Annotated in this window: 14 protein-coding genes; 3 read left to right on the top strand and 11 right to left on the bottom strand. The window is 37.2% G+C overall.

What is annotated here, in order from left to right:
- Positions 1 to 111: 111 nt before the first annotated feature.
- The gene (locus MNO09_RS12435) at positions 112 to 1,023 is read right to left on the bottom strand and encodes a VanW family protein (RefSeq protein ID WP_000488977.1); all 912 of its coding nucleotides are present in this window, start codon (positions 1,021 to 1,023) and stop codon (positions 112 to 114) included.
- Positions 1,024 to 1,385: 362 nt separating this feature from the next.
- On the opposite strand from MNO09_RS12435, the gene MNO09_RS12430 reads away from it, so the two are divergent.
- Positions 1,386 to 1,727 (top strand): hypothetical protein, encoded by a 342-nt coding sequence (locus tag MNO09_RS12430; RefSeq protein WP_116480664.1) that lies wholly within the window; start codon positions 1,386 to 1,388, stop codon positions 1,725 to 1,727.
- Between the two features lie 115 nt (positions 1,728 to 1,842).
- Positions 1,843 to 2,934, top strand: coding sequence for a DUF3900 domain-containing protein (locus MNO09_RS12425; RefSeq protein ID WP_000345050.1), 1,092 nt, complete (start codon positions 1,843 to 1,845; stop codon positions 2,932 to 2,934).
- Positions 2,935 to 3,391: 457 nt separating this feature from the next.
- Here MNO09_RS12425 and MNO09_RS12420 read toward each other — a convergent pair whose 3' ends face one another.
- The 9 genes from MNO09_RS12420 to MNO09_RS12380 all read right to left on the bottom strand — a co-directional run bounded on the left by MNO09_RS12420 (position 3,392) and on the right by MNO09_RS12380 (position 8,518).
- Entirely contained in the window at positions 3,392 to 3,739 is a 348-nt protein-coding gene (locus tag MNO09_RS12420) for a hypothetical protein (protein WP_000566109.1), read from the bottom strand.
- A 30-nt stretch (positions 3,740 to 3,769) separates the two neighbouring features.
- Entirely contained in the window at positions 3,770 to 3,931 is a 162-nt protein-coding gene (locus tag MNO09_RS12415) for a hypothetical protein (RefSeq protein ID WP_000387289.1), read from the bottom strand.
- A 192-nt stretch (positions 3,932 to 4,123) separates the two neighbouring features.
- Entirely contained in the window at positions 4,124 to 4,969 is an 846-nt protein-coding gene (locus MNO09_RS12410; RefSeq protein WP_000426516.1) for an exonuclease, read from the bottom strand.
- Between the two features lie 192 nt (positions 4,970 to 5,161).
- Positions 5,162 to 5,362 carry a cold shock-like protein CspB gene (gene cspB / locus MNO09_RS12405; protein ID WP_001179147.1) on the bottom strand — a complete coding sequence of 67 codons (201 nt, stop codon included), beginning with the start codon at positions 5,360 to 5,362 and terminating at the stop codon, positions 5,162 to 5,164.
- 182 nt (positions 5,363 to 5,544) lie between these two features.
- Complete coding sequence (locus MNO09_RS12400; protein ID WP_241950165.1) at positions 5,545 to 6,477, bottom strand: WD40/YVTN/BNR-like repeat-containing protein; 933 nt, start codon at positions 6,475 to 6,477, stop codon at positions 5,545 to 5,547.
- A 16-nt stretch (positions 6,478 to 6,493) separates the two neighbouring features.
- On the bottom strand, positions 6,494 to 6,937 hold the full coding sequence (locus MNO09_RS12395) for a flavodoxin (RefSeq protein WP_001062763.1): 444 nt from the start codon (positions 6,935 to 6,937) through the stop codon (positions 6,494 to 6,496).
- A gap of 140 nt (positions 6,938 to 7,077) precedes the next feature.
- Complete coding sequence (locus MNO09_RS12390; RefSeq protein WP_000070921.1) at positions 7,078 to 7,698, bottom strand: acetate uptake transporter; 621 nt, start codon at positions 7,696 to 7,698, stop codon at positions 7,078 to 7,080.
- A gap of 86 nt (positions 7,699 to 7,784) precedes the next feature.
- A complete protein-coding gene (locus MNO09_RS12385) occupies positions 7,785 to 8,180 on the bottom strand; it encodes an NUDIX hydrolase (RefSeq protein ID WP_000620840.1) in 396 nt (131 codons plus the stop codon).
- The gene (locus tag MNO09_RS12380) at positions 8,177 to 8,518 is read right to left on the bottom strand and encodes an ASCH domain-containing protein (protein WP_000639513.1); all 342 of its coding nucleotides are present in this window, start codon (positions 8,516 to 8,518) and stop codon (positions 8,177 to 8,179) included. Before MNO09_RS12380 ends, MNO09_RS12385 begins: the two co-directional genes overlap by 4 nt.
- A gap of 135 nt (positions 8,519 to 8,653) precedes the next feature.
- Here MNO09_RS12380 and MNO09_RS12375 point away from each other — a divergent pair, with 135 nt between their 5' ends.
- Positions 8,654 to 9,211, top strand: a complete 558-nt coding sequence (locus tag MNO09_RS12375; protein WP_000898178.1) for a CatB-related O-acetyltransferase — start codon at positions 8,654 to 8,656, stop codon at positions 9,209 to 9,211.
- A 47-nt stretch (positions 9,212 to 9,258) separates the two neighbouring features.
- Here the strand turns inward: MNO09_RS12375 and MNO09_RS12370 are convergent, their stop codons facing one another.
- Entirely contained in the window at positions 9,259 to 16,731 is a 7,473-nt protein-coding gene (locus MNO09_RS12370; protein ID WP_088107050.1) for a CLIPPER-2 domain-containing protein, read from the bottom strand.
- Between the last annotated feature and the right edge of the window lie 44 nt (positions 16,732 to 16,775).

Here is a 16,775-nt window from a genome sequence, read left to right as displayed (position 1 = left end):
AACTAAAATCATCCTATGTAAATAAGAAAAGTCAGAATTTACACTCATTTTTTATTTTCATAATAAAAAAGTCACCTCTTCTAACTTTCAGAAAAGGTGACTTTATAACTATTATTTCATTTTATGTACTTCAGCAACTAACTTTCCACCCTGAATGCCCATATAAAGTTTCACAGGTGCATCATTCGTGTTTTCAAACACTAAGTCTAAGTATGGATATGCAATTGTAGCATCTCTTCCTTGTGGAACATAACCTACCGTTTTAGAATGTGTCGTTCTCTCTACCATTTTCAAACCAGCTTGATCTGCTGCATTGTATAATGTTGATGATGTTTGACAAACACCACCGCCATATCCATCTACTAATTTACCATCTACAATTTCTTTTCCTAATTGATACCCTTTATCTGGCGTTGTATCACCAATTAATGCATTGAAAGAGAAACTGTCTCCTTTTGCTAATACAACTCCATTTATGCTCGCTGCTGACAAACGGATATTCTCAATACGGCCACCTGCTGAGCCACCTAAATTCGTTTCATATCTACCAATTACCGTACCACTTCCTTGCGCATCACTTAATGTTGCGATAGGCTTTTTCTCAACAATAGGTAATTGATATGAAGAATCCCACATGCCAACGTTTAATAATTTATCTACTAATTCTTTTTCCATTAATTCATAAGAAGGTTTTCCTTCTTGCCAACTTCCATCAGGTGCTACACGTGAAGGGACCATCTTTTTGTCCACGCTTTTTCCAACCTCGCTAGCAACCTTCGTTACCGATTTTTTAAATTTTGCTTCGTCTTCAAAATAACCTAGACTCGATAAATCTAGCTTTTTCACTTCCGTACCAGTACGACCATCTACTAAACTAATAGAATCCTGTACCTCTGCTTTAGCCTCTACCGTGTGGCCACCAATATCACTTACTAATGCAACATCACTTACTTTTGCACCACAACCACTCACTATAGCTACACATAACACCCCAACTAATATACCCTTTACTTTACGGAACAATATACTCTCCCCTTTTTCCCAATATTACTTTTATGTATTATTTCATTTTTATGTATGTTTTGTTACAATCATTTTACAATATATTTATAAAATGTTACAAGTTATTTTTTACTCTATATAAATTACTCTTTTCTTTTCCAAATGTCTATACATATTTACATAAAAGTTTGAGTTCGATAGAATTGTAACCTTTATGTAACCCCACCTTTTTATCCAGTATATACCATAAATCAAAAGAAATACAAATGTAAAACTCCATATTCTTATTTATAAAGGAACATCCTGTGAACATAAATAGGTATTTGCCGTGCCACACTCCGCTTTTACACATACATTATGGTGAATTAACCTATTTTAAAGAAATGGAGGATGTTTTTATGTACCCCTACAATCCATACGATCCATATAACCAAAATGGTTATCAGCCTCAATATGATTTACAAGCACAATACCAACAATATATAGATCCAGCAGAACAAGTTAATCCATATGATCAAAATCGACAATTCCAACTTCCAATCTCTTTTCCTGGTACTGGAAACCGTCAACTAGAAAGACGAGTAAATGAACTTGAACAAAGAGTACGTCAATTAGAAAACACGGTTGAGCGTCATACACGTAGATTAAACCGATTAAACCAACGTTTACGTACAATAGAAAACAGACTAAACATTCCATTTTCAGCATTAGAAGACGGATTTTAATTTCGAAAGTAAAAATATATAAAGGAAGGGGCTCCCCCTTCCTTATATAAATTGACGAAAGTTTTTTCCATCTCTATACTGATAAGAGTTAATGAAATGAAACAAGGTGATAAATATGGATTTTGAAATAAATTATCTTTCCTTTTATGTTGTACAAGTAGAAGGAAAAGGTGAAGCTGTTGATAAACGCTACAAACATTTTCAAACGTTAGACGCTGAAGAGTATGAAGATAGCTCCTTAAAAGAATTTTTGAATGGTGAATTATTAAAAATTTCAAAGCGAAAAGTAGAACGTCATGCGAAAACAGAACAAGCTCCGACAAAGATCGGTCGCTTCATTGTAGAAGAAGGGCACGAACTTGATTCAAACCCTCATTACAACCTCTTTAATCGCATTCGCTTTGCGGAAACAAAAGAAAACTTCAAAGATATGAGTGAACCTCTCGTTTATACATATCTGGACACAAGCGCTGTACGCGGTGGTGTATTTTTAATTGCGCAAGCAAAACTACGCAAATACTTTGATGATCCATTCGTTTTCGTTATGAAATGTGACTTCGAACCGAAAGTCGCTTCTATTTCAGATGAATCCACGCTGATTCGTAACGTTGAAATGGCCATCACAACAAAAAACATGAAATCTATCCAATATCCGTACATGCCTGAAGAAGGTATGGTCGAAGTGGGTGAGCTAAAAATTCACCAAGCATCACACGCCCGCTACTTTGAAGACTTCTTAAAATTCGTCGAGTACGAACGCTCTATGCCTGAAATTATGAAAACACAAGTAATGGACATGGTATACGACCAAATTGAAGATGTATTTGAAGAAGGTACGGAAGAACGCGAACAATTCGACCAAGCAATGGAAGTATGGGCTGCCAGTCCGAAACGCGAAATTATGGAACAATTTTCAACCGAAGAAGTAATGGAAGCTACCGCTCAAATCGTCGAGCATGCTCCTGAAGTGGAATTAAAGCTAAAAGCAGATCATATCTCTGTGAAGGCCCTGCTTGCTGATTTCGGGGATCAAATACATATCGCAAAGGTAAATGATCGATACGTATTAATGATTGAGGCTGATACACTTACGTTTGAGAAAGGCTTCTCTCCAATTGAGTTTCTGAAGCCAGATGAATTGCAAGATGTGATTAAGCGGATTGAGAATAAGCAGCAGTATTCTTATGATCCGAACGGGATTGAATAAAGTGAAACTTTAATCAGTGGGGGTTTTGTTCATCCCCACTGATTATTAGTTGAACCAATCGGGCTTTTACGGGCAGTTGATCCCCCATCTAACTTCGTTGCTTCAGCTGAATTTTAAGGTGGGGGGTCTTACTGCCCGTTAATGCGGGATAAATCCTTCCATATATCTATTTTTACTGAGCGCTGTTAATAAGCGCTCTTTTATTTGGAACATAGTTGACAGTTATATAAAAAACCGATCCTACTAAGAATCGGTTTTTCTGCTTTATAACAAAATATGTTTATTTTTGATCCAAGAGGACATTTGTTGCAGGATTAAGTATATTGCTTCCTTGTTGTACAAACGTATTTCAATTAAAAGTAACTGCTGCAATATTTCTAGTTGACCGAGTCCTTTTATAAGTTTTTGGTGGTTTTCTTTTAGCCACTATGTATGTTGTTCAAGTGAAAATTTCATTTCACTTCACTACCTCAAATTTATTGTACTCGTAAAAAGATAATTGAAAACGATATTCTGGATGCTCTCTCACCCAATCATAGGCTTCTTCTAAAATATCCATTTTGTTTTGCAAATCATTAAGTTCACTACATTCGTCCCTTTTCTGTTTGCACAGAGGGCAGAATCCATTCACTATTTCGGCACTCGTCGCCCTAATAGTTTTACTTTCTAAGTCAACTACTAGACGAAGAATAAGAGAATGCTCAGCTTTTGTAGTCACCGTCATTTCAGCAAGCCCATCCTCATTCCAAAAGACTCCGTTTAATTCCATCTGTACGGTGACATCTTTAATATCCAAGTCTATCACTATCACACCTCCCTTGTATAAAACTCATATTTACTCTTCGATTTTAATCTTTAATACACCACGCTTTAAAGATATATTAAGCTTTTTCCAATTCTTCTTCTTTGCTATGAAAGGAAGTGTAATTACTGCTAATAGCGTGGTAAATATTATCCCAAAAACTAAAACTGTTACAATGTTAAAGATTGCTTCCATTTAACTCTACCCTCTTTCATTTCTATGGGCTCTAATTTTATGAATGTATTTAAAAATTCTTACCAAACCTTAATTTTCAAAGCAATTATAATGGCCTAATCACAACAAATCAATTCCTATTTAATATGAATACTTTATTCATCCATCAGTACAATGACGTTAAATTTATGTAGCTAGAAATAGAGGAGAATGTCATTTAACCTCTACATTCTCCTCCATCTCAGTCAAATACCTAATCTGCCTTTCCGCTTTTCTAACCGCCGTACGAAAATGCTTTTTCAGAAGTTCTATTGTAGCTTCACTTATATAATATCTTTCCGTTATACTTTCCCACGTGTCACTACTTTCAAATGCACTCCAAACGAAAGGACGCTCTGTATTTTTTCTCATTTCTTTAAATACCCATTTTCGCATCTTTTTTTTCGCTTTTTCTGTTAGTTTTCCGTTCTCTACAAGTTCAAGCTCACCATGTCTTTTGTACCGTTTATGAATGTCTCTCTCGCTATATACTTTAAGAAGTATATTCGCTGTATTCTCAGCATCCGCTAAAGCTCGGTGCTGCTTCCCTTCCCACGTTAAACCGAGCTGTTCTACTGCAAATTGTAAACTTGGTGTATGCTCAAATAACTCTTCATACGCTTGGAAAACAAACTTCTGCAAATCAAATTTGCTCTCTTTTTCCATACATGGGCATTCTACACCGTATAACGTACAATCATGAGATAGAAAACGATAATCTTCTCTACCCCATGAAACAAATACAGAGTCTTCTCCGATAAATTGAATAAATTTCTCTATAATTTGTGGGAATTTCTCCACACCAATTAAATCTTTCTTTGTAATTCCCGTTAATTTTGTCGTATGACGAGTGAGTCGTGCACTCGGCTTTACTAACTCCGAAAATTCTCCAATTACCTTCATTGTACTTGCTTCTATTTTTACAGCTCCGATATCAACTATCTCTGACGGATCTTCTGATTTATACGGCCTGAAATTTCTCTCTATATCGAACACAATAAAATGTGTAGCGTTTTCCAATTTATTTACCTCTTTCTAAATTCCTTTTCACACACATACTCTATTTTCAGTATTTATTTATTCATTCATGCACTTTATGCATGAAATACTTCGTCTAATAAACAAAAATTTAATCTCATTATTATATGTACATAGGAGGTTATTCAATAAAAATGCAAAAAAAAGAAGGGCAAGCCCTTCTTTTTTCCGTAATTACTTCTTGTTTACGTTTGTAGCTTGAGGTCCACGGTTACCTTGTTCTACTTCGAAAGTAACTTCTTGACCTTCTTCTAAAGATTTGAAGCCGTCGCCTTGGATAGCTGAGAAATGAACGAATACGTCTTCTCCGCCTTCAACTTCGATGAAACCGAAACCTTTTTCTGCGTTAAACCATTTTACTTTACCGTTTTGCATTTAAAAAATCCTCCTACAATGTACCTATATGTACATATTCATTTTCAACCACTTTACAATAATACTTCAAACATTAAAAAACTGCAACCCCAGAGGAGATTTAACATTGCTATCCTCCTCGGAAGTTACAGCTCATTTAAATCTCTATATTATTAAAAGTAAAATGGTTTAAAGTAACTATATCATATCAATATAATAAAAGTAAAGTTTTTTTTGCTATATAATTTTTTTTTCCATTGCATCGCTTTTGATTCACCTGATCCAGCTACAACATAACCCTCTTTTTGGTTAACGATGCGCCAGCCATGCCCTTTAACTGAGTCACATACTGTAACAAGTTCTTCTTCTAGAAGTACACGACAAACCGTACTAATCCCCGCCTTATTTTGCGTTGACGTTGTATATAGCACATGTTGATCTACACTCAAGGCTAAATAGCTACTTGCTTTCTGCTCACTTTGACATGTATGCCAATATGTTTTTTCACTCTCAATACTTTCATCTATTTTACAAAAAGAAATATTCCCGCTAATACCCTTGCATGATCCACTCGCTGCTACTATATAAGAATTGTGTACAGTCAACGCTGAGATCATCTGATTCATCACGATTTTAATCCTCTTTAATTTACGTGTCTCCAAATTAAAGAGCCAAACACCACCATATTTAGCATGTATTTTCGTACCGATAAATAAGTAATGTTTATATAAAAATAACGATCGAATAGATGGTGCCCCGCCACCATACTCAAGAAATGGATGAATGGTTTCCCATGTCGAACCAAAATCATTAGAATGATACAACGTTTTATCTCCATGAGCAATGACTGTTCCTTGTACATTACTACAAACATTCCAACTCGTTGCTTTTGTTGGAAAACGCTGAACCGTCCAGTTCTCTCCACCATTCATACTACGAATAAAAATCCCTTCGTCACCTACACCATACACTACATTATCTTCGCTATGTAAATCCCTAATTCGTTTTTGAAAACCATTTAATATTTGTTTCCATTCTCCGTCTCGTTCAATAAATAAGCCATTATATGTAGTAGCTAACATAAGTTTTCCATCTCTTAACTTTGTAATAGCGGTCGCACTTAACATTGTCTCCACGTTGACACTCCCATTCTTAGAACTTCTCAGCAAATGCAATTGCAAAATTACTGCATTTTTCAACATCCTCTTCATCTTCTGGAGCTAGTTCGATTTTCAATCCTTCTTGCACAAGCTCTGCACCGCGTTCTACAAGTCTTTCTTCAAATATCGTTACCGCTTCACAAAATAGTTCATACGCCGTATCACCTGATCCGAATACCGCTACTTTCTTCCCTGATAAATCTATATTTTCTAAGTCCTCATGGAAATCTTCCGCCTCAAACGGTAATTCACCATCGCCCCACGTATAAGATCCTAAAATGATTCCATCATAGGCCAATAATTCTTCAGCATCCATGCCTTCCATTTCTTGCAATACTACTTCATGATCAAAAGCATCTAAACTAACTTTTATTAAATCAGCAATACTCTCTGTATTTCCTGACATACTTGCATAAGCTATTAAAATTTTTGCCACTTCGGCATCCCCCTCTTACAATAAATGATTCTCATTCTCATTATATTAATAATGAGAATCAATTTCAATTATATTTTTTCATTTTTATTTATTCCATACAAAAAAGCACAGATGACTATACAATCATCTGTGCTTTTTTATTACTTTTTAAAAATACCAAACGGCTTTCCAACTGGTAATACAACTTTACCGAAGTGTGTATTTAACACTGCTGCTGCTGAACCATAGAAAGATAATAATGAAATACATAGTTCAGAATACGCTGCTAAATTATGCATTGCATGCGGCATAACACCTAAAGTACTTAATGAAAGACCAATAAATAAGAAATCAATAAGGACGAAAATCATAAATAATACTTTATGTGTTTCCATTGCACCAATTGTCATAAAGATTGTGAAAATCAAATATCCAATAAAGGCTACACCCAGCTGTTTTGAATCTGCAGCTTGTGCTAATTTTTCGCCAAATACTCCAAGTTGAATTAACCAAGTCATTCCAACACCTAACCAAAATAGGCCGTATGCACCGAATGCTGTTGTACCGAACGTATTGTTATGCTTTGCATCGTGAATGCACGCAAAGATTTGTGCAAATCCTCCTAAAAAGATTGCCCACGGTAATACAAGTGAAACGCCATCTGTTAAGCCTAACTTTTGAGATGATGCTACAAGTGTTACCATCGCTAATCCAAATAGACCAATTCCAGATGGATCTGCTGTTGTCATTTTCACATGATGTGTAGTAGATTGATTGCTCATATAAACCTCCTGATTATAAACATACTCGAATACAATACTTAAATCAGAAGACTATGTCAATGGTTTTTTTTGTATGTTGTCAGACCTTACTTTTTATAATGATTGAATATACTTCCGACCACTTCATACGGTTTTATATTCACTTTTTCCAACTCGTGTATCGGCAACCACAACGGAATATAACTCCCTCTATCTTTCAGCTTGAATTCTTCAGCTTTACCACTTCTGAAAACTCCATCTATAATATGGGCATTAAAATAATGCTCCGTACCTTTATACTCCACCTTTGCAATCAGATGCTCCACTTTTATATGTACCCCTAATTCTTCATAAATTTCTCGCTTCGTTGCTTCTTCAGCTGTTTCTCCTTCTTCAATTCCTCCGCCTGGAAAAACATAATATGTTTCCCCTTCTCGAATACGTTTTATAAGAGCAATTTTCCCTTCCTGCACAATGATAGCCCCGCCGCGATTTCTTATCATTTTATTACCTCAATACGAATCGCAACTGTTCCCCACTTTTTTTCTTGTTCTTTCGTATATATTTTGTATGTACTTTCTAGCATTTCCTCTAAACTATCATTTTCACAATCCAATAATTTTTTATCAATTTGTTCGTACATTGCTTTAAAGCTTTCGTATCGTTTTATTTCCGTCACTTTGACAGTCATCGTTGCTGCTGTCGTAAGGTTCGTAAATACAATATGATCGCCTTGTTTTATAAGTTGACGTTTTGCATCGTATAAACGTACTTCATATACTTTTTTTCCTGATTTAATTGACTGAAAAGGTTTATTATATAATCCCATTTTGTATATCATTCATTCCACTCCCTTTTTATTCGTTGCACCTACTAATTGTGTATTACCAATTCATACAACACAGTTCGACTTATTCCAAGTTGCATATAATGTTCCATATCCATTACTTGCTTTAGAGAGGATGCTAAATTTGTTATGTTATTTTTAAATCAAAAACCTGAATATAATAAATATGATATTGGTGATTATACTTATAGTAAAGTAGGTCCAACCATTTTTTCTTGGAATGATGAAACGAAATTAAAAATAGGTAAGTTTTGTTCATTAGGAGAAGAAGTCGTTTTCATACTTGGCGGTGAACATCGCGCAGACTGGATAACAACTTACCCATTTAATGCATTTTTTAATGAAGGAGCACATATTACTGGTCATCCTTCTTCAAAAGGTGACATCGTAGTCGGCAACGATGTATGGATTGGTTATCAATCCTGCATTTTATCTGGTGTTACAATTGGTAACGGAGCCATTATTGGGGCAAAGAGTGTTGTCACAAAAGACGTACCTCCATATGCAATTGTAGCTGGTAATCCTGCAAAATTTATTCGATATCGTTTCCCCCAAGAAACGATTGACAAACTAGAGAATCTTGCATGGTGGGATTGGGATATTTCTGTAATAAAAGGAGCCATTCCATTTCTACTTTCCAACAAAATCAACGAGTTTTTTACCTCGCCCGAAAATGAATCTATGTGATTAATACAAAAAGAGCATCCTGAAAGAATAGGATGCTCTTTTTTGTTTTATTTTTTATGTTCGTGCAACTGATTACACGGAGAACATTGAAATGGAATTTTATCTAAGCAATTAAAGTTTGTTTCACAAATTTGTTCGATTGTTGGGACGAACGGTATGACCACAATATTACTTTCTATTATTTGTGTAACAGGTGGTAACACTGTACCTACTTGATGTTCGAAGCGAATACTCGCTTGATTTATATAATTTCCTGAACCACTTGGCGCACTCTGAACTACTACTTGGAACGAGACTGTGCGTGCTTCACCTGGATTTAAACTTCCTATCAGAAATCCTGATACTGGATTTACATTTGGCACTGGCGTATTATCAACCGTTACACTTCCAAGGACAAATTGAACACTACTATCTAACATATCTTGAAAACGAATATTTTGTATCGCTGTATCTCCCATATTTGTAATAACTGTCGTAAACGTAATAACATCTCCAATTGTTGCTGTTTGATGATCCGCTGTTTTTACGACTGTCGTTGAGACATTTTGAGGAATAAACGGGATAACAACTGTATTGCTATCGCCTTCAACTACTACAGGCGGTTCATTTGGATTCACAGTTGCAAACCCACTCGCTGTCGCTGTATTTGTAACTAAGTTATTTATTTGCCCTCCTGTTATTACAACTTGAAAATTAATAATAGCTGCATCATTTGGCTGAAAATCACCTAACGGAATACCCGTATTCGGGTTGGCAAATGGAAAAGGTACATCATTTACCGTTACCGTGCCATTTATAAATAGCGTATTCGGATCAATGATATCCGTTAAAACAATATTCGTCACAGGAACTGTACTATCATTTATAACAGCAATTCCGTAAGTGACAACATCTCCTACCATTGCTACTTCAAAGTTTGCTCCTTTTGCAACAAATAAGATTGCAGTATTTACCGTTACAATAACTGTATTACTCGTGTCCATCACTGTAACTGGCGGCTCTCCTGGTACTAAAATATATTCTGCTGATGCCCCAGCAACGTTCACTACTGTACCACCATCTGGAAAACTCGTAATCGTAGCTTCATATGTTACAATCGCCGTCTCACCGACTGGAATGTCTAAAATCGTAAATCCAACCTGCGGATTTACTCCCGGACGCGCTACTCCATTTATCGTTACACTATTTGGTACAAAAACAGCTTCCGGAGATAGTACATCAATAAATTTAACATTCATTGCATCAGCCGTACCAGTATTTAATATGCGAACACGGTACGTTACCGTTTCTCCTACTCCAACAATTGAATGATCTACTTCTTTCAGCATATCTAAACTGCCTCTATTTACTGGTGTGACTGTCGTATTACTTGAATTCGTAATTGTAAACGGTGGTTCTCCTGGAATCAATTCGAAATCACCAGTTACTCTCGCTGTATTCATAATGCTACTAGAAGGCGGAATTGCGATTACGTTTACTTCAAATGTGATTAATAAGCTATCCCCTACTGCAAGATCCGGTAATGAAAAGCCTACAAAAGGATCTAAACCTACTTGTGGAATCCCATTTATTTGCACACTTCCTGCAACGAATTCTAAACTAGGCGATGGGACATCAATAAACTGAACATTTATCGCAGTTACCGTTCCCGTATTTGTAACTTGCACACTATACGTTAACGTATCTCCTAATCGCGTTGCTTGCTTATTCACGGTTTTTATAACATTAAAGCGCCCTCTATTTACCCTTGTTATCGTCGTATTACTCGGTTCAGTTACTATAACAGGTGGCTCTCCTGGCACTAAAGTAAAGTTTCCTGTTATATTTGCAACGTTCGTAATTGTTCCTGATGACGGGATGGTTGTAACTATCGCTTGAAACGTCACTATAACGGTTTCACCAACGAGTATATCTCCAACTCCAAATCCAGTAATCGGATTTAAGTTTGGTTGCGAAACTCCATTTACCGTTACACTACTCGATACAAATGACGCTCCTGCTGAAATTGTATCAATAAACTGAACATCATTTGCTGTTACTGTTCCTGTATTCGTTATTTGAACCGTATACGTTAATACATCTCCAACGAGAGTAGCTGTTCTATTTACTTGTTTAATAACATTAAATCGTCCTCTATTTACAGTTGTGAGCGTTGTGTTACTTGGCTGATTTACTATAACTGGTGGTTCTCCTGGTACTAATATAAAGCTTCCAGTAACATTTGCCGTATTGGCAATTGTTCCGTTTGATGGAACACTAACAACGGTTACTTGGAATGTGACTTCTACACTTCCCCCTGGATTTATATCTGGCAGCGGGAATCCATTATTAGGATTGAACCCAGGTTGTATCACACCACCTATCGTTACACTATTCGGCACGAATGCTATAGAGGAAGGTAATACATCACTATATTGAACATTCGTCGCCGTCACTGTTCCCGTATTTTGAACTACTGTCGTATATGTGATTGTATCGCCTACTGCAACAATCGGCTCACTTACTGATTTTAAAACATTCAAACCAGATTCATTTATTTCGGTTAATGTCGTGTTACTTGTCGTCGTCTCAGTAATAGGCGGTTCTGTTTCACTTACAGCAAATGTAGCGGTAACGTCTACAAAGTTAACAACTGTACCACCTTCTGGTATGCTCGTTACCATCTCTTGATATGTGACAAGCACAAAATCATCTACAGGTATATCTGGAACTGTAAAGCCGATGAACGGATCTAATCCCGGTGCTGGTACCCCGTTTATGCTCACACTTCCCGGTACAAATGCTACACCCGCGGAAGTAGTATCTATAAATTGAACATTCGTCGCTGCCACTGTTCCAAAATTAAAAATCAATACATCATACGTTAAAATTTCTCCTACAATCGCTACTTCTTTATCTACTAGTTTTAACGGAAAAATAAACGCTATATTAATTGTCGTAACGACTAAATTTGTTAATATCGTTTCCGTAATCGGTGGTTCCTGCGGATTTGGTTGTGAAGTAAATGTAACGTCTGCATCATTTAATATGACTTCATTATCTGGAATTTCTGTAATCGTCACTCGGAACGTTACCTCAATACTTCCACCATTAATTAATAATGGAGTAACTGTAAATCCTATTTCTGGATTTACACCAAGTTGCTGCACCCCACCTATCGTTACACTATCTTCTACAAATGTCGTTCCTTCTGGTATGACATCTTGGAAGAACACATCTGTAACAGGTATAATTCCTACGTTTGAAATTAGCACGGTATACGTTAATACATCCCCAACCGCTCCAGTTGCAACGTCAACTGTTTTTGTTGCTGTTACTTCACCAGGAGGAGGTAACGGTATCGTAACTACTGTCGTATTACTTAAATTTGTTGTTGTTACAGGGGGCTGTAAAGGATTTAATAAGAAAGTAGCTGTTGCAGATGCGGTGTTTAGTACGGCTCCACGCGTGGATGGTGCAACTACTGTTACTTGGAACGTTACAGTCAATGATGTGCCAGCAGCTATATTAGGAAGCGTAAAACCTATATTTGGATCAAATCCAGGTTGAGGAGTTCCATTTATCGTTACACTATTTGCTACAAATGTTGTTTCTGAAGCAATTGGATCAATGAAAGAGACATTCGTCGCTGTTACCGTTCCATTATTTCTAATGACAACAGAATACGTGTAAATTTCTCCAAGTGCCGCTTGTTGTACAGATGAAGATTTTTGTATATTTAACTGCGCTGTGTTTACTTGCGTCACGACGAAATTGCTATTCGTAACAGTTGTTATTGGAGGATTGGCTGGATTTATAAGAAAACTTGCAGTAACGTTCGATTGGTTTCTTATATTTCCACCACTCGGAACGCTCGTCACTGTAACTTGAAACGTAATCGTAGCCGTTTGCCCGACAGGAATATTTGGTACTGGGAAACCTGCCATAGGATCCGCGCCTTGCTGAACGACTCCATTTATCGTCACACTATTTACTACAAACGCAGTACCAGACGGAATTGGATCTTGAAAAATAATATTCGTTGCAGGAACAGTTCCTGTATTTTGAATACGAATCGTATACGTTAACGTATCTCCTACACCTGCTTGTGGTGTAGTTACACTCTTTATTACATTAATTGATCCTACATTCACTCGTGTCACAACAATATTACTAATTGTTACAATTGTAATTGGCGGCTGCAAAGGACTTACTTGAAAATCAGCTGTTACATTCGCATTATTCGGAAGAACTCTATTTGGTGGTACACTCGTGATCGTCACTTGAAAAGCAACTGTTACCGTTCCTCCTACTGGAATATTAGCAAGCGGAAATCCAGTTGTTGGGTTTAAAACTGGTTGAGACGTTCCGTTTATTGTTACACTATTTGCTACAAACGTTGTTCCAGATGGAATTGGATCAAGGAATGATACATTTGTTGCTGCTACTGTTCCACTATTTTGTATACGAACTGTATACGTTAACGTATCCCCTACACCTGCTTCACTAGCACTTACGCTCTTCATTACATTTAACCCTGAAGAATTCACCACTGTCATAACAGTATTACTTGGCACTGTTACAGTAATTGGTGGCTCTGTTGGATTTACAAGGAAATCTCCAGTGACATTCGCATTATTGACGACATTATTTCCTTGGGGAATTTCATCAATTAATACTTCAAACGTAACAATTACACTCGTGCCAGTAGGCAAATTATTTAATGGGAATCCAAGTTCTGGATCTGCCCCTTCTTGTAAAACACCATTAACCAATACACTATTTTCAATAAATAAAGTCCCTTGCGGAATTGAATCTTGGAAAAACACATTTGTAGCTGTTACACTACCTGCATTAATTATTTCGATTGTATATACTAAAACATCCCCTACCGTTGCAACATCCGTATTCACTGCCTTCACAACTTCAAAGTTCCCTGATTGTAATGTTGTATTCACAACATTACTCGGAACATTGATTGTTACTGGTGGTTCACTCGGATTCACTTGAAAACTCGCTGTTACATTTGCTTGATTTAAAATATCTTCATTTTCTGGATCCTGTACAATTAATACGTCAAATGTGACTACAACTGTTTGAGCCGCAGGAATATTTGGAAGAGAAAATCCTGTATTTGGATTCAATCCACTTTGTGGTACTCCATTAATTGTTACAGAATTTGCAACGAATGAAACAGCGGAAGGAATAGGGTCTTGGAAAAATACATTTGTTAACAGTACGTTTCCTGTATTTTGGACGGCAATTGTGTATGTTAAAGTATCCCCTACCGCCGCTTGCATTGTATTCACTTCTTTTATTACATTTAAACCGCCTGTATTAACTTGTGTCACAACTGTATTCGTTTGTCTATTAATCGTTATCGGTGGCTGATTCGGAATAACGACGAAATTAGCAGACACATTTCCACGATTTGCAATCGTACCTCCTGATGGTGTAGATGTCACTCGTACTTGAAAAGTCACTGTCCTACTTCCGCCAGGAGATATATTCGCTACGGTAAACCCAGTCGCAGGATTTGCCCCAGGTTGTGAAACCCCATCTACAGTCACACTATTTAGGATAAAAGTCGTTCCAATTGGGATTGGATCTTGAAAAATAACATTCGTCGCAAGTACATTCCCGGTATTCTCAATTGTAACGGTGTACGTAAGAACGTCATTAACTGTCGCAAAAGCTCTATCTACTGTTTTTCTCGTTCTTATATCAGCTATATTAATTGTAGTAAATACAGTATTACTTGTCGCTTGGCCTGAAATTGGTTGCTGACCAGGCACTGGAATAAAGTTAAATGTTACACTCGCACGGTTTGGAATTGGATTTACAAGAGGATTAGATGTTACTCGAACTTGAAAGCGCACTACAGTCGTTTGCGAAGCATTAATACTTCCAAGATTAATACTACTTGCCGGATTTGCTCCTGGACGCGCTACTCCATTTACCGTAACACTATTTGTTATAAACGTTGTTCCAGCAGGTATACTATCAACAAAAATAACATTATTTGCAGCGACATTCCCATCGTTGGTCACATTCACTGTGTACGTTAATACATCATTAATTGTTGCCGTCTGTAGATCTACAGATTTTTGTAAACTTACATTTGCGCGATTTACCGTCGTCTGTACTGTATTTGAAGAAGCTGTACTTGTGATAGGAGGACTTCCAACAAAAGGACGGAATTGGTATGACACCATCGCACGATTTGAAATTGGATTCGGATTCGGGAATGACGTAACTCTCACTTGAAACGTGACAACTCTTTGAGCATTATTCGGTATCGTTCCTAAATTAATTCCACTAGCTGGATTGGCGCTCGGCTGAGTTACTCCACCTACTGTAACACTGCCTGCTATAAACGTAGTTCCATTCGGAATATTGTCTTGTAATACAACGTTTTCTGCACTTCCTGTCCCTGTATTCGGAACAGTAATCGTATAGGTGAGAATATCACCTACTGCTGCAACGGTTTTATCAACAGATTTAACAGGATTTATAATTGGCCCTGTCGCATCAATTTGAACACCAAAACCAGCTGCAGCATATCCATCTCCATTTGTAACGAAGCGAACAGTCGCTGACGTTTGATTATTTACTAATGATGACGAGGCATCTACATTCGTAATATCCCATCCTTGTCTTCGGACGGCTAAAGCTATCCCTAACGGCTGATTCAAATTTCCAAAGGTGCCAGTTGTATCTAAATTCCCACTATCATTACAAATTTGTGACTGAAAGAAATTATTTGCGGGATTTCTCGGTCCGAATAAAGCAACTGTAGCATTCGCATTCGGTCCAAAGCGAAGTTGATCTCCAACAATGTTAGAATCACCTTCTTGAGCAGTTACAAGTACTCTTCCTGTAACAGAACCTGTAGATGGAGTTGCGAAACCTGAAATAGTAGCATCAACTGGTGGTGATGAAGCATCAATAATTTCTTGGCCTGCATACACTGACAAATTCCGAAGTGGTAAACTTGTATTTTGATAAACTACCTCAAGCGTCCAACCAGCTGAACGACTGACCGTTGGATCAGCAGAAGTTCTTGTAGCCGGTACAGCACCCGTTGTATATGTTCCCGCTCCCCCTGTATTAACAAGATTCGTTACGTTAGCTGAACGTACGTAATAAAACTGGTTCCCTACTGAACCTTGCTGCGCAGTTGCAGGATCTGGTGTAACAGAAAACGTTCCTGCCGGTGTTGTAAATGTAATGTTATCATTTAAAAAAGCTGAAACATCCTCTGTATCGGTCCGGTATGTGCCGGCCCATACTAGTTCTGCGTATAAAATACTACTCCCTGCCGGAAGATTCAAAATTGCACTTGAAGAATTTAATGGCCAGTCATTCGTCGTTCCTGCTGGGAATCCAGGTACTTGGAGCGATGTATTTACCGTTGTAAATACATCAATCGTACCGAAGTTATTATTTGGTGCAGGCGATGTAGGACTTAGTCCTAACGTGTTCCCAGTGAACGTGACGGCACCAGTTACTGTTGTTGTAAAGCGATTCATAAAAGGCACACAATCATCTCATTTCAATTATAGTAAAAAGTGCTCTATACTAT

Source organism: Bacillus sp. N5-665 (assembly GCF_022637375.2).
In the GTDB taxonomy this organism is placed as follows: Bacteria; Bacillota; Bacilli; order Bacillales; family Bacillaceae_G; genus Bacillus_A; species Bacillus_A wiedmannii.
This window is presented reverse-complemented; position numbering and strand designations above follow the sequence as displayed.